Below are 22,768 nucleotides of genomic sequence, written 5' to 3' on the forward strand. Positions count from 1 at the left end.
ATTTAAACCTCAAGGACTTTAAATGCAGATTGCTGAAGAACCAGACAGCGTGCAAGTAATCACCATATCGGTGTTCACATCATGGGTCGCATTCCAATCGGGAAGTTCATCGTAACGTCGTTCGCCGCAGCAGGAGAATCGGCGGGCAACATTAAACTTATAATAGACCCTAAGTTTTCCCTGAATAAGTGCGTCACGGGCCGCTTTCTCCGCGGCGGCGCTCCATGCAGAAGTTCTCATTGATCCGTCGCCTCCCACTTCCCGGATACTAAAACCATCTGGTGCACGCTCCACGCATGCAACGCAGGCGCCATCTTTGTCTAACAGAGAAACTAGATCATCTGGATATCCCAGATTTTTTAAAGACGATTTTTTGTGTAAAAGTTTTTCGCTGTAGCGAGGGTCGTTCAAACAGAAATCTGGCCCACAAGAGCAGCTACCTTGTGCCAAGGCAACATTGAGAAACATTAGCGATAAAAAACCACCAAAAAAAACAGCCAACCAGGACTTATTTTTTTGCTTCATGGAATCTTTCTCCCTAGATTTGTGCACGCATCAATATTGGGAAATTCCTTATCTTAATCCCATGACCAACAAAATCTTTGAACCTGTCGCTATCATCCATACGGTCGATACAAGTCTCTATGCGCTCGGTTAACGCTATTTTTTCACATCCCTCGCGGAATGACTCGAGCCTGAGAATGGAGCCGCCTTTGCCGGTGAAACTTCCCAAGACCGTTTTACTTCTCCAAGTCTCACTTTATATAAACAATACTTTTTTTTCGTCACCCATTCGGGTGATTCTTCTACAGAACCAAGCATTTTAAAAGGAATATGCTATAGCTATTAAGAAGGGGGCTCAGTTCACCTTCCTCCATAAAAATAATTGCACGGGGAAATTATGAATTCTGGTGTCCAAAGAGAACTCAGCGGTTTGAGTGAGGTGCTAAATCGGGTGTATAAGGCAGCCTTTAACCCGTCTGCGTGGAATGATACTTTGCCGATTATGGCCGAGTGGCTACAAGCACCGATGGCCATATTATTCACACCAACGGTGCTACCAGAGGACGGAGGCTTCTATTTCAATCATGGAATTTCTGAGGTAGCGATTGCTTTGTGGCGCGCCCATAGTCAACCTCTTGAGGGAGGGAATAAAATTACGATAACAAACAGTTTTCGCGGAGGTTTGATATTTACTGGGGACGATATCCTTTCGAAAGGTAAGTTAGCAGAAGTTACCTGGTACAAGGAATTTGTGAAGATCGGAATTGGCGAGGTACTTATCAATACTGTGTACGACTTCGATTCAACAACTCATTATCCCACTGTTTTATCTTATTTTCGGGATGCCAATACCATTCGGTTTACGGCTCATGACAAATGGAAAGCTTCATTGTTGTTGCCGCATGTATGCCATGCTATGGAGTTGGCGACAAGAATTCGAGACGCGGAATATCAATTGGCAACTACCTTAAAAGCGCTGGATCGTTTACAACACGGCGTTTTGCTTATAGGCAAAAATAAGCACGTGTTATTTGGGAATGCGTCTGCAATACGTATTCTGAACATGGACGACGGGTTGCGTTTGCAGGTAAAAGATCTGCACCTTTCTCAAGGAAATCTTGTAGCGAAATCGAGTTATGCCCATGACCTTATGGACAAAGCCATAAGTGAAGTTGTAAATCCAGACGTTCTAGCCGCGGATCATTTTTCCAGAGTGGTGCTTATACCTCGGACTTCAAAAAAAGCAGCGTTCACTCTCAAATTTTTATCACTGCCACCGGAGTTGGGTTTCAGCTTCAACAAAGCATTTGACCCTAGAGCTATCGCATTTTTAACGGATAATGATGTACCCATCCAAATAAATCGTATTCTTCTAAAAAATTCATATGGACTGACGAACGCAGAAATATTTGTTACAGAACTGATTATGGAAGGGAAATGTTTGGAGGAAATTGGCGAAAAATGCGGTTTAAGCGTCAATACACTTAAAACTCATCTAAACCGTATATATGGAAAAACCAATTCGGCAAATCGGGCGATGTTGGTAAAATTGCTTGTCAGGTTAAGTCAAGGCACATAATCAACGTAGTCTTCTAAATTTAGGTCTTTAAATAGAGATCGATTCACCCGAACAAACCGTGCGAATGCCCCCATCGGTCCGTTCTGGGGCATCAACCGTCTGCCGCTTTTCGCCCTCGACTCGTCTATGCATTCCATCAGTTTCCTCTAATCTTGGCTCCTCTTGCGCCTTCGATATTTGAGAATCGTAATTTATGCTGGTAGAAGCTGCATGGTGCTTCCCGACGTGATCGCCCTCTAGGAAAATCGAGTTGTATGATTAAAACAGTGTGGAACCCGTGCTAATGAGCCGTCGTAATATTGCGAGAACACGATTCGTACTATTTGTGCTACCTGACTGACGCTTTCCCGATAGATAAAAGTAGCGATAATGGGGTTAGAGGTGGTGCCAAACCGTGAAAGGAAGATTGCGCGCGATGGTTCCACATGTCACCAACGTCCAAGGATTGCAGGGCCGTCAGGGAGGAGCGGGCGCCACGGAAGCGCGTCGGGCGTTGCCGGCTGCCACTTCATCGAGCAAAGGCAAGCCATAGCGTCCGGATACGCGATACTCTACCGAGCTCGACGGGATGAGTTCGATGCCTGGAAGTGATAGTGCGACCAACTCGGGGGGGACCGCCGGCTTTGTCCCCTGCAACCACCTTCCGTTTGTTTTACAGGGCCAGAGCGCCAGATTGTGGCTCTCGCGGGCGATGCAACAAGCAATCAAGTTGTTGTTGCGAGGCGGCGTGCTCAAAACGAGGCCTCGCGAATTTCAGTCAATAGTGTGTTGCCGACTGCAGCAGGTTCAGCTTGGTGGCCACCTTGGGCAGCTTGAGCTACGGCGTCCCAAGAGAGGCATACTTCGATAACGGCGCTCATAATTCTTAGTCAAAAAACCGGATTTGGAAATACTGGTCATCGTGGCTCGTATTGAACGCATCCTCATACTTCCTTACGAAGCTCGTAAAAGTTTCTAGATACCGCTTGCCACCGTCCGGATCAATGATCTTCATGAGTGTGCCGCTCGCACTGCCGTCACCTTCCATTCCTTCAACTATCCGTGAATGCAAGCCAGCAGGTGGTGATACTGAATTCATTGTGCCAACCCAAGTCAGGCCGTGGTCTTTCAACTGATTGACCCAGCCTTGCACGCTGAGATTGATTTGTGCTTGGTGGCTCACGCCTGCGGCGGAGAGAAATGCACCGAATTCGATTGCAGGCAAGCCTGTGTCCTTCGCGAAATATTCCGAGTACTTTGGTCCTGCCGTCGCGACAGCTTTTGCAATGTCATATGAGGCCTGTGCCTTCCATGCTTTCATCATCGTGAAGGCGGTTGCCCAGCAGGCGTTTGGAGTCGGCTGGGGTAGAACTTCGATGATTCCTGGAACTTGGTAAAGTGTGCTCATTGACTTGCTCCGGTCTGGTTGTACAAAATCTTTTTCGCTTTCAGGCAGATAAGTCTGCCCGTTTCTGTCGGACTTGACAATGTGGACCTGCAGCGCGTCGGTTTCAGCACGAGAGCGCGTGAGCGTCCAGATAAACGTTGCATTACGCCGCAACAGGCCCGCGCGAAAATCGGCCTTTGCGTTTTGCAGGTCTACTCTGTGAGGCAACGGCGACTGCGCGTACAACGGCAACGATAGCATGAACTCGCCGCCCGCACTGTCGACGGCGGGTGACCGCACCAGTGCCGCATAAGAAGCCGGCGGCGGCTCGATCACAGGCTCATCCGTCAGGATGACCCTGATAGTCCGCGTGGGTGGGCTGTCCGCATACAGTTTCGCGACCGGCTTCATCCACGGGTTCCCCGCGGGCTTGCCCGGCTCGGTTGCAAGGCCCGCATCAAGCACCTTCAGTGGCCCCGCCGGGCATTGCGCCACAATTTCAAGAATGTCACCAGCCGCGAGTTGCGCGGGTGTGCCGTCCCCTTCGAGCAGATTGGCGAACGGTATCTCGTGGACGACTGCGAGCTTGAGCTTCAGGCTGCGAAGCACAGCCCCCTTTTCCGTCACACCAGGTTTGGCACCGGGCTCCACCGTACCTAGACTGAGTTCGCGCATCTCTCCTGCGCGTGGCTGGACACGAATGGTGAAAGGCAATTCCGGATGCCCGTCTGACGCCAGATCCCCGTCGGGTGCCGGGTCGGGCGCCAGATCTTCGGCCAATTGCGCCCGCGCGCGCGCCTCGAGCGGCCGCTCAAAACGCATGTCCGCCATCAGCGTCAGTGTGGCGTTGCGATTGGCCCGCTGGCGATCGCATGCGAGTATGAACATCAGGTCGCCGCGCCCTTTTGGAAGTGGCTGTTCCTCTGTTGGTGTGGCCGGTATCTGTAAGCGCTTTGCATCCTCCACTGGAGGTCCGGCAAGGCCCGCGTCATAGGCTGGGTCAATGAAGAGAAGTGACGACGGCTCCAGCGGCAGCGCACCCCTGCCGCGCAAGACAGGCGACAGTGCAATGCTCAGCGTTGTGGGCGCACGGTCCACCCCCCATGCAATCTCCGCGCCTTTTGCTTCGCCGAGCGTGATGGAGGCAGCCGCCCTGACAAAATCTTCCTTGACTGTGCCGGCAAAAGGGCGCACGGTCCACCGGAGTTCAGCGCGCGGCACGCCTTCTGCGCCCGACAAGGCGTCGGCGATTGCCCGTATCGCCGGACCCGCAGATGCGCCCGGGATGTCGCGAGCGTCGAGCACAAGGCGTACGTGGCCCCGTCGCACGGCCGGCGCGTCGGGCGTCCCAATGTCAGTTTCATCGCGGATGTGCAGCGCACGAAACGGGATGCTTGCCCTGCCCAGAATGAGTGTGGCGGTCATCTCGCCGGGCGCCCCACACACCAGTTTCACGAGCCACTCTTTCCATGAAACAGTTCCCGTTATCGGCGCCGGGGAAATGTCGATCTCGGCCAGCACTTCCAGCGTACCGTCCCAGCTTGCGGTCACCATGCCGGCGGTCGACGGCGCGGCAATGAAAGTCACGCTCCATTGACGGGCAACAAGGTCCTTGTCCACCTTCTGAAGCAGCGATCCCCGCACAACATCCGCAGGACCGACGAGTGCCCGCAGGGGAACCATCGGCAGCATGGGAGACGCGCAAGGACGACGCCAATACTCAATTTTCTCGTGCGTGTTGGGGGGCAACGTGCCGGGCCGCGGCGTGCGTTCTGTCCGTGGCTGCGAGACGCTCGCTTGCGCGGGTCGCCCGTAAGTCCCGGATTCAGGATCAAAATCAGCCGACCACTTCACATCAGGATCGGTTATCGCTTTTTCCAGGCGCTGGCGGCGGACCATCAAAATGCCAGGCCGGTCGGAGATGGCCGCCGTCATTGCCTCTGACGGAACATACGGTTGCCACGTGCGAGAAACTCCCTTCTCCGCGCCCATGGGCTTAAGCACTCCAAGCGGCCGAAGTGCGGAGTCGACATTCGTGAATACCGGCAAGCGCGTCCTGGGCGCGCCGGGAACAAGCCAGGGTATCGGCGGCGATTGCAGCTTACTGGTCTGCAAAGGCAGGTACACGGGCACACGCTGTTGCCCGAGCCAGACCAGTTCATTCAAAGGCTGCGGCGTATCGGCTGTGACTTCCATGGAGGCAGCGTGTGCCGGCAGCCGCGCGACACGGCTCATGCCCGGAATGTTGCTCTCGCGGTCGCGCACCGCGGCGGTTGCACCTTCGTGCGCACCTCCAAGCCAGTCGCCTGTGTTCCCCCCCAGCGCAAGCGGATACCCGCGCGATGAATCTTCAAACGCAAGCTTCCGCGCCTGATGTTGTCTCGGCCGCAGCGTGCGCAGGGGGAGATCCATTCCGTAGAAAGCACCATCCGCGTCGCGCAGTACCGCCACGCGCGGACGTGCATGCGCCGTATACGCGCCCCCCGCCACGATGCCCGCGTAAGCTTCCACGCTTTTCGTTGCCGGGACCGTCCAGGCTTGCGTAACCATGTCGTCACCGGCGATCATCAACTCGGCACGCGGAGCCGCAATATGCGGCGCCAGATCCCCGGTGCGATGCGAGACGAGAAGCGCCGCGGCACGCTTGTCTCCTGCAATCAGCGACAGCGCTACCGGTGCTACAGACTGCTCCTTGCAGGACTCGATGGTTCGCGCAACGCTAATGGCGGCCGAAAGGAAATACGCAGTTTCATTTAATCCTTCATCGGGTAGCTTCACAGGAAAGCTCTGCTCGACTAACGCTTCCATTACAATGTCACTGACCGATGCGCCTGCCGCCTCGAGCAGACTGAGTTCAGTGCTGTCTCTCGGCGTAGCCGCACTGCGCGACGTCAGCGCCACTCGCGCAGCCACCGTGCTGTCGGGCCACGAAATGGAAATCGACTTGCCCTTGCTTGTTTGCAGAAAAAACGGCTCATGTCCTTTCTGGACATACAGCGGGCTCTCGTCAGACAGCCCTGCCAGAACCGGAAGCTTCATGAGGACGGCATCGCCATTTGACTTTGCCGGAGCCAGCATGCCCATAAAACCGCCGCTGATCGCAAGCGACTTCGGATCGATCACAGGCTGGGTTCCATCCGGCCTCTTTCCGTAAAGAGCAGTGCGAAAGCCCGCGCTCAACGCACCTTGCAGCGCCGTGCCGATCGTGCTCTCGCCCGCATTGACTGCGCCGGCAATTGCAGCCATCGGACTATCCCTGGTCGCGGCCGCAGGATACTTGTAGCGCGGTACAAAAGTCGAGCCCTGATTCTTCACCTCGTCCGAAGCTTTCCATTGCGGCACGATCCCCGCAATGGCCCCAACGGCAATGGTCTCGACGCTGGTAAATACAATGGGCGTCGCGGCTTCACCGCCACCCATCAAACTCAGCTTATGGCTTGCAAGTACCGGCACTGTCCACAATGCCTTGGCGTCGCCCTCAGAAATACCATGCGCAATAGCAAACGGCAAGCGGTGGCCATCAAGCAGCCATTGCACGTCGTGCATGCGTGTCGTGGCGGTGTCTACCTTGACTTCAATGCATCCAGTCTTGAGATGTCTGTCAGGGAACGGGATGCCGTCAGTCAGCCCAGTTACGCCGGGCCAGCCGATGGCACTGCGCACCGTGATGACGCCATAAAGCGTCATCACGCCGTTCCACTCGCCAAATGCACCAGCCTCTCCACGCTCGGAGCATGAAGCTTCGAAATCAATGCGCTCAAGCTCCATGCACGCTGAATCCGTAAAGCAGCCCAACGACCCCGCGAAACGGCCCGCGACAAGCCGCGCTGAGCCGTCTGCCATCCATTGATTACCATTCAGTTCGGCACTGGCCACCATGCCGAAAGAGAGAAATCCCCCCGAGGGAAAGCCACTCAGCAGCGTCGCGTCGGCCGCGGCCGAATTCGCGGTCACGCGGAATCCACCGCGCTCCGGCTTGTAGTCCACACCGACGTTCACGCCAAGCAGACGCAACCGTGCATCGCCGAAGTGCCGGCTGTCCCTCCAGCTTTCGACGACATTCACTTCCACGGCATCGTTAGCCACCGCAGCTTTCCCAGCCGCTGGCCCCGGCGTAACAGCTGACCGGTGCGTCAGATCGAAGCTTGTGGTCGATGGCTCGACAACAAGCACCGCGTGCTCGATACTGATTGACGCATAGCCGATGTTCCGCGCGGCAAGCGCCGCCTGCGGCCGCGCCCACACCGCGATCCATCCGGCGTCATGGTGCTCAAGCGTCACGTTGTCGAGCCGTGTCTCCTGCTCAAGAAAATTGAATGACATGCTTGCGTCCTGCAAACCCAGCACGCCATCAGCCCAGTCAATGCGTCCAATACCCAACGCCATGCGCTGGCCGTTCACTTGCACTGGCAGCGAAAATCCAGGTGCTTCAAAAATCGAAATACCTTCTAGCCACACTACTCCTGTGGCTTGCTTGAACTGCAGTTGCACAAGATTGTTGCCGCCGTGATCGGTCTGGGGCACAGGCCCAATGTGCATACGCGCGAGGATGGTGAATGCAAGCGGCTGGGCCGACGTCGGCTGCGACTTCGCGCCATCCCATTCGAAACTGATTTTCTGCAACCGCAAGGGTTCCAGTTGCAAGCCATGGAAGTCGATGCGATCGATGCCCGGGTCACGGCCGGCCACAGCCGGCCCGATCAGCCGCCACTCAGCACTTGTGTACATCAGCGGCCCGTCCTGCCAGGCTCTGGAAGTAACGCTGACGGCCGGATCATCCAAGTCGTCGAATTCGCCTTTGTCGTCAAGCGGAATGTCCTTGAACCAAAACGAAAAAAGCGCTGACGCAGTATCCGTTTGTGATGCCCGCACGTCGATCGGCTCGAGCCGGGTAATGCGACCCTGCGGCGGGCGCTGGTCTGCCTGCGGGGTCAACGCTTCAAGCGGACGCCACAACCCGTCCATGGGTTGCGTCATCGCTCCTGCGCCATAGCCGCGCGCATCATACAAATAGCCGTTTATGGAAAATGAGGCCGGGCTGTAGCCCACAACCTTTATGCCTTCGGCGGACCCGGGCATGGGCAACATGCCGTCGAAGCCGGTCAATGCTTTGTTGCCCGATTGTTCTTCCACGTTAAGTATAATGCTGCCGTAAGGCAGGGCGGCTTTTGCAGGCGGCAAGTTGAAGCCGAGCGGGATTTTCCAGGTAAAGCCACGAATCATCGACGTGACGTCAACGGGATTTACATCTCCCGCGCTCTTGTAGTCTGAGAGATAACTGTGCGCAACGCGCGCAAGCTGCAACCTGCGCTCTTGCTCGCCCCAGAAGAATTTAAGCCCCGGCCAATCCAGCGCGGTAGGCGCAGGGCCTGAGCGGGGCCGCTGCGGCACAGACGCCTCGTCTGGTGAAGGTGGCATCGTCGCGGTGGCAAATGCTTCGTCCAGCGCAGGCAGGTCGTAGCGCAGCGCCGCCTGCAGGGGAGCCCAGGGATCTGCGGCAACGGCGCCATCCCCACCGCCGTCCATGCGAACCTCAACACCCGGGACGCCAAGCGCGAACAAACCGACACCCCTGACCGTATTCGGGTGCGCTATAAGGTTGTCGCCCGGCCACGTCCATTCATCCACGACCTTGTAGTGCCAGCTCCCTTCAAGCACTGGATACACGGCTGCCGCGCCGGCCCACGAGAGTTCTGCAAGTGCCTGTACCCCGCCCGTATCGGCCGTCGCCACCATCGTGAAGGGAATCAGGTCGCGGCTCTCGAGCGGGCGCACTGCTGAGGTCGCGCTCCGCGTCATCGGCATGGCTGCTGCAAGCGGCATCTGCGGATGCCGGCGCCAGTAGACCGACGGCCTGCCTTTGCCCTGCTTGCTGCGTTCGATCTTCAGCGAAAGCGCTTCACGCGTGACGATGGCGGAACCTTTGGTGGCAATCGCCTTGAGTTGCAGTTTCGACAGCGCAATGGCAAACGCAAACGTGGCCTTTGAGTCCTGCCGTTCCATCGGCACGTCGAGAAAAGCTGCTGGGCCCGCGCCCATGCGTGGCAGCGCTTCAAGATGGTCGGGGCAATCAGCCGAAAGCCACAACAAGCCGCGCGTGGACAGCTCCGGCTCATCGACGCGCGCGAGGCCGCGCACGGGTTCGCCGCGGGTACCACCACCCCTTTTGCCTACCGCGATAACAACGCGCAATCCGCTCGCGCTTTCCACCGTGACGGACCACGGCGCGGCCTCCACCAGCGCATCGGTCGGGGGTTCGAAGCCGGACAGCACGTCGGGCAATTTGGCGTTCTGCGAAAAACGCAGATAGCCGTCGAGGGCATTCTTCGACGTATCAATGGGCGCCGCCAGCAGTTTCGTGTCGGACTCCGGATTAACGGGCGGAAGATTGGGCACAGGCATCTGCAGCCAGCCATCAACCATAGGTACGAAGCCGTAGAGCGGTGCCGGTGTCAAAGCTTGCTCGCCCGACGCCGGCGTTTCAAGCCCATACGATTCGCGCAAAACCTGCGCGAGCCGGTATTCGTTGTGCGAACACGGGTAAGGAGTGTTTGCCGGCATGTCGAGCGAGACATCCAGTTGCCCGGCAGCAGCAGTAGTACCGCCCGCAAGAAGGCTCATCACATATTTCGCATTCACATCGGCCTCATCCCGCCCAAAGAGAAGCGTACCGGCGTCAAGGCCTTTGCCGAAGGCCATCAAGTCGGCGAGAGAACCACACAGGCGTTTCGCGACCGATTCGTCCTGCTGTGCCCTTTTCAGCGTCGTGAGAATAAAGAACCCGCTTCCGCCGACGTTCACCACGCCATCGACGCCGTCGGCGCCACGCGGGCTGATCAAATTCATGCGCAGGCTTTCCACCGGCACTTCAACGACCGCGACGAGCGGCTGGATGACGGATTGCTTCACCTCGGCGCGCCAGCGAAAGGCTGGTAATGCATTGCGGTTGCCGCCCAGGCGAAAGCCATGCAATGCCTCCACTTTTGCTTCATCAGGCAAGGCTTCCTGCCACGCACGCCGCCATTCGGTGGCTTGGTCTGTAGTGAGTTTTTCGGGCAATAACGTAAGCACGAGTGCATCGCTCTCGGGCGCGAGAAGAAAGCAGCCGCGCAAGGGTGCAACCTGGCCGGGAAACGGGGCGTCCAGCTCCAGTTCGATGCCATCGGGCACGAGGCGCATGTTGTAGCGCTGAATCACGGTGCTGGTGGACGGCTTGCCGACTGCCGGCGGAGCAAGCCCTTTCAACCAATCCAGTCCGCCATCGGCAACCGCCAGATTTATCGCGCCTGCTACGAGCCGCAGCGAAGGCAGATCAATCTCGCCTTCCTCCTGTGGCCAGTCTTTGCCTCTCTCCAACATCGGCGAACCTATGATGTGCTGGAATTCCGCTTGTTGCGGCGCCTTAATTGTTTCGCCTTCCTTGCGCGCATTGCCGGTAAGAAAGTATGCAGGCGTCGTCAGCAGCTTTTTTGGATTCGGCCAGTACTTCCATCGCCTTTTTGACTGCGCATCCGTCGGCTTTCCAGCCTGTAATCGCACCTGCAATTTTTCGTGGACTTCATACTCATAGTAGACGCCAACCCCAAGACTGGGTGGCACCAAGCTCTGAAAGCCGGGAGGATGGTCGCGACCAAGATATTCATATGCTGCATTCGACTCGTTGAAAAACTCCGTTTCATAACTACCACCAGAGTGCCCTGCAATCACATGCGCCGACATCAGCCTCGGCTTACGAAAACCATCCTTCTCTGCCCGCGCCTTGTTGTCGATGACGAGTGAACGCAGTGGGTGGATTTTGTCCTCTTCTATTCCCAATGGGGGATCCTCGAAAACGTAGGGTGCGCCCACCGTGATTTCCCAGAAGGGCCTGAGAGTATTCGCAGGCCCCCATTCGGGCCCGCACAAAGTGACGTTGCGGAGCTTCGTATTTGATGGCATTACGCTTCCTCCTTCATAGGTGCAGCCGCCGGAATCTTGAGCTTTTCAATCCACTCCGGCCATAACACTTGTTGCATCACGACACCCTGCTCCGGTGACATCCGGCCATCGATCGCATAGAGCATGAGCTTGCTCGCGCCGCCCGTAACCTGCTGGCACATTGCTTGCCAGAAGCGCGCGCCTTCCAGCGCGAACGGCAGCCCGCTATTCACTATTTCGCCTACCTCACGATCAAGCGTCACGTCCCATGCAGACAACACCGTTTCCGTTTTGTCGACGGGCACGAAGCGCACCGCACCGCCAGACAGCCTATTTTTGTAAGGCAGGTATCGCACCTCTGCACCGGCGACGTACCTATTTTCCGGCTGGCTCGCAAGCCACGCCATGAAACGGCCTTCCAGCGAGGCGCCTCCGATGACGCTTGCCTTGCCGAACCATTCACTGGTTATTGCGCCAATGCGGGTGACGTCTTCAACGACCCGCGCCACATCGAACCTCATGCCCTGGCCTTTCAGTTTCTCTGCGAGCTCATGGCATGCCTGTCCTGCCTCACGCATGCGTACAAGGTAGTCGTCTTCGGTCTCTCCGTCCTTCATTGCAACTTCGAGCATGACCTGATACTGCACCAGCACCTCCGCAAAACGCCCCACTGACTTCGCGAAGCTGGCGAGTTGGGTCTTGGTGCCCAGGTCATCTGCAAGCAGGCGAACACTCAACAACTTCGGCGCGGGCGAATCGGTCTTCATTTCATAGCGCGTGGCAAGCTGGAATTCACTTGCGTGCGGGCGACCCACGTAGGAGATGTCAAACGGATTTATTGCAGGAGTCACCCAGCGCGTTCCCCGCGTGCGCACGATGACAGGCAGCGCTTTCGCGTCCTTCGGGTCGCCTCCCCCTACCAGCCTGATGTCGGCATCTTCATCGTTGATAGTGCCGCCTCCAGGCGCGTCCCAGGTACGCAGCAGCCGGTAGCTCACGTCCGGGTCGGGCCACCACCGCACGTCGTCCATGCCTGCCTTGCCGCGCCAGGTCTGGCGCACTGAAAGCGGCGTCACGTCGTCATGCGAAACCAACCGGTGTTGCACGACGAAGCTGCTTGCAGCGCCGCTGCCGGCTTCGATACGCATTCTTGGGAGCTGGCCGCTGGTGTATAGCAAGTCATTGCGCCCCGTCAGTTCAAAGCGGGGCAGGTTGTCCTGGAAAGCGGACGAGATCGCAGACACGACAACACCTGCACGCGCCACTACCAGCACCGCAGTACTATAGTGCGGTGCTATCGCAGTGGTACGCACGACGTCCGCGCCCTTCCATAGCGACGGATGCGCCTGTGCAAGTTGCCTCAGGTGGGCTTCATCCAGCGGTACAAGGTCCGTAACCTCTGGCGACACGGGCGGCACCTGAACAGCAGAGCCCGCAGCTTGGCGCGGCGTTACGTCCGCCATTGGAATGGCATCATTGAAATTTCTCAGGCGGCCCGGCCATTCCGGGTGGCGGTATGAGCGCAGCTGCGACAGCAAAATCTCCGGCTTGCCGAGCCGGGCAAACAGCGGCCGGTTCGATGACGCGAGCGACTCTTCGCCGTGCCGCGCCAGCACGACTTCCCAGCCCTTGCCCTCCAGGCAGTTGTTCAGTACCACAGGCGCTTCAATGCGCTCGGTGCGCGGCGTAACTGCGACGGCGTAACCAATCGGCGCGTTCAGCGTATGAGACAGCGGTGCAGCAAGATCGGCAGTAACCAGCATTTCCACATCGTCAAGCTTAACGACACCCAAGCCCGTCATGAGCGACTCGTAGCGTGAGGTCGGCTTGATTGCATAGGCGCGCGCATGCGCCCACTTGTCGTCACTCGGAATCTTGATGCGCACACGTCCTTCGCTATCAGGCGAAAGGCGCCAAGGCGTCGCCTTCACCGGCGCGGCCAACGCCAACGAAACCTGGCCGGCGGCGGCCTCCGCCTTCAGGGCGGCACCTTGGTCCAGGAAGCGTTGCGCCCACGTGAGGTAGGAAGACGCAACAAGCATCAAGTCGTCCGGCGTTGCGGGAAACTTCAATTCAGGCGCCACGGCCCGCAACGATTCCTGGAGCGATGCAAACGCGCGGGCCGCCACTTCCAGCCGTGGCTTTGCATTTTCCCCGCCAAACGCAAACGCCCATTCCTCGGCTGTTTTCTCGGGGAAGATTTCAAATGGGTCAATGCCCGGATGCGGAATTTGCCCGGGTTCTCTGATCTCGTCCTGGCCCAGCAGGTCGAGGAAACTGTCTTTCTCTCCCAGACGCCCGCTAAACTTTTCGATATTCGTCGATATCAGCTGCACATCTTCATGGTCGAGTTTGCCTTTGTCGACAAGTTTCGGATTGGTCTCGGGTGTGATGGTGCGTTGCGTTACCTTTGTCTCCACTGTCCACAGCACAAGGATCTCGCAGCTCAGCGTTTCAAAATAACGCATCTGCAACCGCGGATTGCTCACGTTCGGCCACGCAAGTGGGATCACGGCAGCCTCGCGCCCCGGCCCTGTCGAATAAATGCGCCCCGTGGCACAGTCCACGATGTCGATCGGGTGGGGAGCTTCTTTCGTGGTTATTTGCAGGGACAACGATGTGTAAGACCTCGTCGTTGCAATCGTGCTCCAGTCTTCTCCAACGTTTGTAGAAACCGTTGTCGTATTCTTTGGCATATTCCGCTTCAGCCACGCCAGACGCAGTTCTTTGTACTGCCACACCAGCGCGGGTGCCGGGCGCAGCGACAGCTGCATCATCGAAAGTCCGTCGGCATCGACGTCCGGCTTCGTTGCAACGCTCGCAGCGCCTAGCGTCATGTCGAACGGCCTCTCGATGCAGTCAGCTCCTGGCCGCAACAGCACTTCCGCGAACGGCTGGCCCCATGCGACGCCGAATTCTGCCTTGTAGTACTGACACCATCGGTTGATCACCATTGTAAACACCTTGTCCACGCGGCACGCAAGTTCGCCGGGCGACAGAAACCTGTCTCGCGCCTGATCGAACAGGCGAATCGTCGCTGCATGGCCGAGCGACTGCAGGACGGCCCAGCCATACGGGTCAGTAGCGGGCGCGCTGCGGGCAAGCCAGCCACTGAAATCGCGCGCGTCGAGGAGCGGAGCAGGCTGCACCATCACTTCGTACTTGCGATAGATGGAAGCCACGTCGCCGGCGTCGTGCGCTGCAAGCGAAAGCTCTGCAAGCACTTCTTCCAGTAACGAGTGCAGCGGAGAACGGAAGTCAAGCGCAATGCTGGTGGTGCCGACCCGCCTGCCTTTCTCGCCGTTTTGATAAGCCTCTAGCCGTAGTTCTAGTCCCGCGAATGCATTTGGCGCGTCACGTAACGCCTTCACAGCTTCCTTGTCTGGCGCCCAACCAATGCTCCATAAAAGGCGGCGCACGTCGGCAGGTTTCATCTGCGCGTTGTCTGATCTAATAAATGTTCCCGTAGTGCCATCAACCAGCTTGAACTCGGTTTCCGCCGCGGTGTTGCTGCCACCGGGGTCCTCTTTCGCGTTCAGTTCCAGTGAGTACGCTTTGAAGACAAGCTTGCCAGGGTCCGGGAAAGTTTTTTCCGCAACGCTGCCACGACCGACCACGAATGTAGCCACTATGGTGTCAGGCAGTCCGAGTTGCACCAACTCTACCCAGGCGTTGTCGGGTGGCACAGCCATCAGGCGCAGGCGCGGCAGGCGTTGCGCAAACATGGGCGTGGACTCCCGTGGTGAATACCATCCTGTGCGAATCGGCAGCGACCCCTCCCTCGGCCTTGGCGCGCAAACGGCGCGCAATGTGCGCTTCGTTTCGCTTGGGTAGTGCGCTTGCCAGCCAAGCCAGTCGGAGTTAGTGGCCGGCGTCAACTGAGCAATCTCGGGCGCGAGCAGCTCTATCCGACTGACGCGTCTTGCGCGGCGCCATACCTTGGCATCCATGTCGAATGACACGTTGAACGAATCGAGCGGCGCAAGATCGTCGATATCGACTTCATATACGTCGTAGCCCGCGATCGTTGCTGCATGGATAGCGTTGGCTCTGCCCGACCACTCGGGGACGGCATCGAATTCCACGGTGGCAAGCGTGCGGCGCGCGGGGTCCCGCAGCCAGTACAGCGCCGATGATTTGCTTTCGTCGCCGTGTACGCCAGCCCAGTCTGCCAGCGTCGCAGCGGCAACCGGCACCTTCAGATGCATGAAGCCGGTGCTCACCCTGACCTGCGCGCCTGCCAATGGCGGCAAGCGCAAATGCACCGGCCATTCGAACACTTCAGGGCGCAGTGTTGCCAATGCAGCGGGCACCTTGGCAGCGTCGAACGGAGTACTATCCCTGCGCATGGCCAGCTCGATGGAAACCGGCGTAAGATCTGAATGAAGCGTGATTAACTCACCCTTGACCAAATATTCGATATTGGTTTGCAGCCACATGCGAGCCGCAATGCGTCCGCCACCGGCGGCTTCCGTGGCACGCCAAAGCAGATCCAGCAAACGTGCGGGCTCGCCAACGGCCAGTACACTTTTTATTGCTGGCGAAGTGGCACCTGCGAGCAGCCCCCAACGGTCAAGCCTGGTGCGCTCTTCGCTCTCGGGATCAAGTCTCGCTGCGATCTGTGACAGCGGCGTTTTGTCCGGGTTTGAAGGCGTCACTTGCTCCAGCTTGCCAAACGCGAAGTCAAATTTTTTTGTGTACTTGTCGTTGGCGAACTCGCTCAGCGCAGCTTTCGCACCGGCCGTGCCGAGCCCGCGAATGCGATCAGTCATGCCATCTGAACCGTAATGCCCTGCGGGAAGGATCGCCTCGGTTTCCACCACCAGGCTGTAGGTACGTTGTATCTTTCTTATCTCGGGTGTGTCTACGGAACCCTCTGTGGGATCCTCGTCCCACGCGTCATCGCGCAGCGCGACGAAAACCGCAAGATCCTCCGGCCGCTGGTCAGTGTCCTGACGACGCAGCGACTCCTCCTCGAAGTTCGCTGCTATTGGCAGCGTCTGCACAAGTTTGACCTCGGCGCGCGCGGAACGAACCGGCGGCTGCGGCCGCTGGATGTCAATCGACACGCTCCTGGGAAGCCCGCGCGTACCGGCGATGTCCACCGGAGTGATGGCGTATGTCAGCGTGACTTCGGTCGTCACGCCCGCCACCTTTATCCACGCGATTGCAGCCTGCAAGGCGTCGGCCGCACCGGTTGCCGGGAGCAAGGCCTTGCGGGTAGCTACATCGACGTCGGCAAGGTCATCGACAAACTGCCAGTCGCCGGGCAGTACCTCGATAACTCCGCCTTCGAGTTTCTTGCCCAGCGTTGAAGCTGGTTTCACGCGGAAAGTTTGCGGCGTGCCGTTCCCGATTTCGATGGTGCGCACGATTTCGTAGTGATGCAGGAACTGCTGCGGGTCTTCCTGTGGGTCATCGCACTTCTCTACCCAGGGCTCGGGTAATTGCCAGCCGAGCTTGACGCCGGCGACCTCCACGGCGTGCCGGTTGTTGACGAAAATTGGATCCTGCTCTTCGTACCAGCGCTTTTGCGGGTTGAATACAGTGACACTGCCTTCTTTACCGGACGCGTCGGCTTTGACAATGCGCAATGCCGAGCCAAGCTTCTCCAACTGATCTACCGGCCCGTAAAATAACAGCCCCAGATCGAGCACATGTGTGTGCGCGTCCGGGCGCACGCCGGTGCCTGAGTACGCGACGAACTGGTCCAGGAAAATGCTGAGCATCGTAGAGCGCCCCTGATAGATACGGTCTTCCATCGGGTCTGCCGCGGCATCAGCAGCGTTCCACTTCTGCGCTTCGTCGCGCCGCCTGTCGCGCTCGGCTGCAATCGCTGGCTCATCACGCAGCCTGTCGTGCCGCCTCGGATTCTTTGGTTCACGCCAGTTGGACGAGGTGCGCACAGGATTGCCCTCATCCAGTGTCCATTTGACATCAGTGACAAAGCATTCATCGAAAAACTGGTGCAGCGGAAACTCCACGCCGGAGTTGGTGGGCAGGCTGGACTTCCAGTTGACGTTGGCTTCATTCCTCTCCGAAATGGGCAACCACCTCAGTGCGCGGTCACTCGCGATGTCGGCCCTCAGCACGTCTGCGACGTCACCCAATGCGCCGTCAAACTCAAGCCTGTAAGCCGGCGGGTTTGCCACGGCGAATGGCGAGCAGTAAAAGCCTGCGTACTGAGGATCTATCTGCTCTCTCGGAACTAGCAGTGCATAAGCCCAGCCTTCGCGCAAAGGAGGCTGCCCTTCAGGACTTGCCGTCGCCTGGTGCAGAACCATCCAGAAATCCGTAGCCCCGATTTTCCTGCTTATCTCAAAGGGCCAAGTTTTGTCGGGTGGCAACTTATCCGCAACGTTTGACGCCGGCGTCACCTCAGGCTTCACCGCAGGCTTCGTCGCGGCCGTAGTGGCCTGAGCCGCGGCGACCTCAGTGCGTGAATCTGCCTCCTGCGCTGCAAGCGAAGGCGGTGTAGGTGGCTCTTCCGCAGTAATTGACATCGCCATGAAACGCTGCACACGTGCGCGCGATTGCTCCAGCAAACCGTCGTTGAACGAGAAGCCGATGCCCACACCCATCGTGCAGCCGAACACGCTTATCGCCAGCCGCGCATTGACGCGCCCGCCTAGGCCTTCGGTGGTAATGGCAAGCTCGATCGCCGCGCTGAACTGGATCAGGAAGGAGAAGGAAATATTGATGGTGAAGCTGGTAAAGCCGAGATCCACCTCCATCCACGCGCGCACGCTGAACGCCAGGGTGGCATCAAGTGACACCAGCCCGTAAACCAGCGAGCCGCTGACCTGCCAACTGAGCCAGGCGATCAACCGCGCTACGAAGCGCGCCTGCAGCGTGCCTTCCACCGCCAGGCCAATGCTGCCGCCCGCGCTGCCGCCGAACTGTAGCCACGCGTCCGACTCGATGTTGTAGCCCCACAGCAGGCCGTCGCCGGTTGCGCGGAAAATCATACCGCCGCGCACCGACACTTTCATCCTATCGTTGTCCACCAGCCGCACCGCAAGCTGATCCGGCCACCCGAGTTCATAATGGAATAAGCCGGGTCGCACATACAGCGTGGACGACCAGTCAACCGACTGGACCGCCTGGCGCAACAACGATCCGGTCTGCAAGCCCGGCAAGCGTTCACCAATGAAGCCCTTGGAGTCGCCGATCATGCGCGCCAGCAATTCGCAGCGCGGCGCCGAAATGTAGAGGTAGCCGCGCAGCCCGGGGCGCTCGCGGAAGTTATCCTTGTTGTTGCGGAAATCGTGGTAGTTCACCCCGAGAAAGCCGCGCAAGGAAGCAAGCAGCGTCAGGTCGGAGCGGATAGCCACCATGAAGTCGAAGAAAAACGGGTTCGACGCCATCTCTTCACGCTCGGCGTCATATGTCTGCTCAGCCGGATAGGCCTGGATCGCGGCGCGCAGTGCCAGGGTGAACCGGTCACCTTCGGGGTCGGGCCTCCATGCCGCAAAACTCGCAAGGTCGCCTTGGCGTTTGGACACGTCGTCGAGTATGCGGATGCATTGCGCCGGACTCTTTGCATCGTCCACACCCTTGATGCCCGCAACCGTGTAACGAAAACCAAAGCCGAAGCCGAGTTCGCGAATATAGAAAGTCCAGAACGGCAGCGGTATCTCGATTGCAAGCTTGTCCTTCTGCAAGTAGAGAAAGAAGGCCTTCTTGCGCTCACCGGGGTTGTCGATGCGCTCGATCTCTAGAAATCCCATGCTGGCCTGCATCGCGCCCCACCCGGGAATCTCCAGCTCGCCTTCGCCGAGGAACCCGTAGGTGTTGTAGCCCTCTGGCGCGAAACGGGCACCCTCGACGGTTCGGGTGGCAGGGTCTACCGCTAGAACGCTGCCGCGCAAACGCACTGAGCCGGCAAGCTGAAGATCGACGCCCAGGCCGTCGGCCTTGATACGTGGCAGTGCTTCGCCAGCACGCGGCGCTGCAATCCACAGGCCGTGAAAATCCATCTTGGGCTGCATCACGTCGCCGATTTCGGCGAATTTGATCTGCCCCGAAAGATTGATGGCGGGGTCGCCATCGAACTTCGGTGACGACGGGTGAAAGCCGAAGCCGCGTAACTCGAACGTGAAAAGATTGAACAATGAAAAACTCTTTTTCGGCTTGAGTGTTTTCTGGAAAGAGATGTGTTTTGCAAGCACGCGCGCATCGCCTGTCAACGGGGTGCGCTCGAGGTTTATCTCCACATCCTTCAGGAAGCCGAGCAGCCCCGATTCGAATTCGCCATCCTTCGGAGTAAAGCGCAGCGAACCCGTCACGAGGAAGTAGAGGTGGTAACCGTTGTCCTTCTGGAAGGCAACGTCGAGGTCGCTGATGGTCAGGGTAAAGCGTGTCGAGTGGCAGACGATGGCATCGCCCTTCTTATCGATCTCGACCTTGCCCGACTGCAGTACGATGCCGCTCTCGTCCTGGCCGAAAGTCAGAGCGAGCGTGCAGTCCGCCTCACCGACCAGTGCAGGTGGCAGAATGCCGCGGCCGGCAATCGATGCGCTGACCAGCCTGCTTGAATCGATCTCGAGCGAGCCACTGGTGAAATGAAAAGGCACGTCGAGGCCATTCATGCGCACCGAGCGCTGCACAACCTCGGCCTTGAGCCTGACGCCGCGCCGTCCCACCGAGAACTCGCTCACCCTGAATGCCACGCCCGTGCCGTCCTGCGAAAGGCCGGAAAAGCGCACTTCCATCAACGCATCTTTTGAAAGCTTCATCGTAGTTTCGCCATTGGCAAAACTGAGCTCGAACATCTTGACTGCCTTGTCCGCGTCACGGTCGACGTCGTTCGTCTGTTCGACGATCCACGTCAGCCCCAGCGCCTGTTCTTCAATGCGCCGCGACATCAGGGAAAATTTGTCGCCTCCCGCTAAGCTTGCCTCAAGCGTGTTGAGGCTGAGCGCAAGGTCCAGCCTGATGCGCGTTTCAAGCCCCGCCGCCTTGACGCCGAGGTTGAGCCCGGTGGACACCGAGCGTTGCTTTGCATGAAAGACCGGCGAGTCCGTACTGTCGATCCACACCACCTGCCCGAGGCTGTCCTTGAGTTTGTCGAGAAATTCGCTGCCGCCGGACGCTTCGGCCTTTCCCGTTTCACCCATACCGAGCAAGGGTAGGAGGCGATCTTTTTCAAATTTGAAACCAACGTCCAACCCGTCGATCAACTCCGTGAAACGGAATGGGCCTTTCATGAGTCCTTGCGCGCCAGGTTGTGGATTCTCCGGCTCCAGCGCCCGCTGAAGGAACACGGGCTGGCCGCGATTCAATCCTGCGATGACCAGCACCACGTCCTTCGGCGCACCCTTGAGCTTTGCACTGAGCGTCACGAGGGATTCCTTTGCCCGCCCGCCATCCTTGGACGATGCGTCCGGCAGGCGCGAAGTTATGTCCCCGCTCCTGAGCCAAAGGTCGGTGCGAAACCTCGCGAACAAGTTCTCGTCATCCGTTGACACCGGGGGCGCGGGTAAAGTCGAGCGGGTAGTAATCAGGTACGCGCCGGGCTGGTCCACGAAATCGATCAGGAGGCCGGGCATCCAGGTACCGGGAATATCGATAGTGAACGCAGAGTTCTTGAAGCTCCAGTCTTCCGGTTTTGCAGATTTGCGCGTAACGATGATCTGGCGGATCTCGAACGGATCAAGCGCAAGGCGCACCTCGAGGTCGAACTCGTCCAGCGCGCTGAGCGAGCCGGTAGAGAACTGTTTGAACAACTCTGCAATCGCATCGCCTATGGCGGCCAGCGCCTGACCCACAAGCCGCGCGGCGCTTTGCGCGGCGTCCGCGACGGCGTTGCCTACGACGAATGCTGCGTGCCCCATTGCGGCAGCGAATTTGCCCAACACTTGCAGCAGCTTTCTCAGCCCGTCAAGATCGGCACCGTTGAAACTGCCCATCAGCGTGACGATGGAACGCGCGCTGCGCACAAGTGCGCCGCCTGCGGCGTTTACCAGCGCAATCGAATACGGCGCGATCAAGTTGAGCTTGATGATGCGGAATGCGGAAGGAGTCAGCTCGACCGTGCCTTCGAACGCAAGAAATGTCTCGGGGTCATCAGCCAGCCTGACGGTGAGTTTCTTGAAGTCGGTCTCAACCACGACGGCGGTTTCAGTCGCGACCAGCGTGGCACGCGTGGTCAGAATGACGCCTTCACCAATCAACTCTAGCGGGCCGAGGCGAGTCGGGCCAACACTCGCGAGATGTATAATAGACGTGCCCGATATAACGCCCTCGACAACCATCTGGCTGCCAAGCGCCGCAACCTTGAAGTCAACAACTGCAAGCGTAGCCGGTGCCTGGCCGTACTCGATGCGGAACTTCGCGAGCTTCGGCTTAATCGAAGCAGCATCGGCCCAGTCTGCATCAGACGGATCACTTGCCACTACGGCCCAGCTCAGGCCGTGGATGTCATGCAGCTTCAGGACCAGCGAATGCGACGTGTCACTACACGTCACGGTTACCGGCAACGTGCCCGTATCCATCCCCTGCAGACGATCAGCCAGTCGCTGCGTCCATCCTTTGAGATCGAGGTTGCCAAATGGCTTGAGCAGATCCCAATCGGGCAGCGCTATCGAAGGTAGTGAAATATTAAAATCATCGATGTCGATGCGCAATTTGGGCAATGCCTTCGCATCCACGGTAATTGCAATGCCAAACTTTTGCGCGGGTGTGCCCGTGTGCGCCCGCAAAGTAAACTCTGCAATGCGCCCGTTGGTCTCTTTGCCACCCAGTAGCCACTGAGACAAGAGCAGTTTTGCCTCGCCATCGAACTCCCCCTTCAGCGACATGAACTGGCCGGATTCCCAGTGGGCTTCTATGGTCTCAAGCGGCCGTAGCGCATCGGCAAGTTCGGCGACGCGTTGGTCTCTTAAGGAACCCGCCTTTCCGAGCACTTCGCTGATAAATTCGCCCGACAACATTGGGGTACTATCTGGGGGAGCAGCCAATATGCACCAGAGGGGAATTTCAACCGGTGGCTCCAATTTAACGACGATGCCTTCACCCTGCGATGGTGGCGGTTTCAGCCACACTTCGGTAGCTTTGAACGGACCGTCCCCATGAATGAAATCTCCATGAAACTGAAGAACCCCAGCCCCCAACCCCGCCGCAGGTACCTGAATCAATAGTGACTCCATCCGCCCCTCCCTTGAGAAATAATCTTTTTTCCAAAACTCTCACGCTCGTCCCGGCTCCCTAGCTTCGGAACAATTGCCCCTGAAGCGATCGCTTCGAATCCATTTCATACAGGTAAGCCATGGGGTGTTTGCGTAAGATTCCGCGGCGAGTCTTCGCCAGCTTGTTCGCCGTGCCTAACAGTCAGCCGAGCAACACCGCCCTGCCGCCAGAGATCACCTCCGGCATTGAGAAGTCACCGGTGTTATAGACCT

5 protein-coding genes are annotated in these 22,768 nt (G+C 58.2%); 1 reads left to right on the plus strand and 4 read right to left on the minus strand.

Annotated features, from left to right (window positions below):
- Positions 1–18: 18 nt before the first annotated feature.
- Positions 19–525 (minus strand): hypothetical protein, encoded by a 507-nt coding sequence (locus tag BLO43_RS03240; RefSeq protein WP_090905751.1) that lies wholly within the window; start codon positions 523–525, stop codon positions 19–21.
- Between the two features lie 376 nt (positions 526–901).
- Between BLO43_RS03240 and BLO43_RS03245 the strand changes: the two genes are divergently transcribed.
- Positions 902–2,083 carry a helix-turn-helix transcriptional regulator gene (locus BLO43_RS03245; RefSeq protein ID WP_090905752.1) on the plus strand — a complete coding sequence of 394 codons (1,182 nt, stop codon included), beginning with the start codon at positions 902–904 and terminating at the stop codon, positions 2,081–2,083.
- A gap of 456 nt (positions 2,084–2,539) precedes the next feature.
- On the opposite strand, the gene BLO43_RS16330 is transcribed toward BLO43_RS03245, so the two are convergent.
- From BLO43_RS16330 to BLO43_RS03260, 3 genes are all read right to left on the minus strand, one after another.
- Entirely contained in the window at positions 2,540–2,818 is a 279-nt protein-coding gene (locus BLO43_RS16330; RefSeq protein ID WP_139149227.1) for a hypothetical protein, read from the minus strand.
- A gap of 130 nt (positions 2,819–2,948) precedes the next feature.
- Positions 2,949–11,387 (minus strand): papain-like cysteine protease family protein, encoded by an 8,439-nt coding sequence (locus BLO43_RS03255; RefSeq protein ID WP_090905754.1) that lies wholly within the window; start codon positions 11,385–11,387, stop codon positions 2,949–2,951.
- The gene (locus BLO43_RS03260; protein WP_090905755.1) at positions 11,387–22,516 is read right to left on the minus strand and encodes a hypothetical protein; all 11,130 of its coding nucleotides are present in this window, start codon (positions 22,514–22,516) and stop codon (positions 11,387–11,389) included. Before BLO43_RS03260 ends, BLO43_RS03255 begins: the two co-directional genes overlap by 1 nt.
- Positions 22,517–22,768: the final 252 nt, after the last annotated feature.

Source organism: Nitrosospira sp. Nsp13 (assembly GCF_900101945.1).
In the GTDB taxonomy this organism is placed as follows: Bacteria; Pseudomonadota; Gammaproteobacteria; order Burkholderiales; family Nitrosomonadaceae; genus Nitrosospira; species Nitrosospira multiformis_D.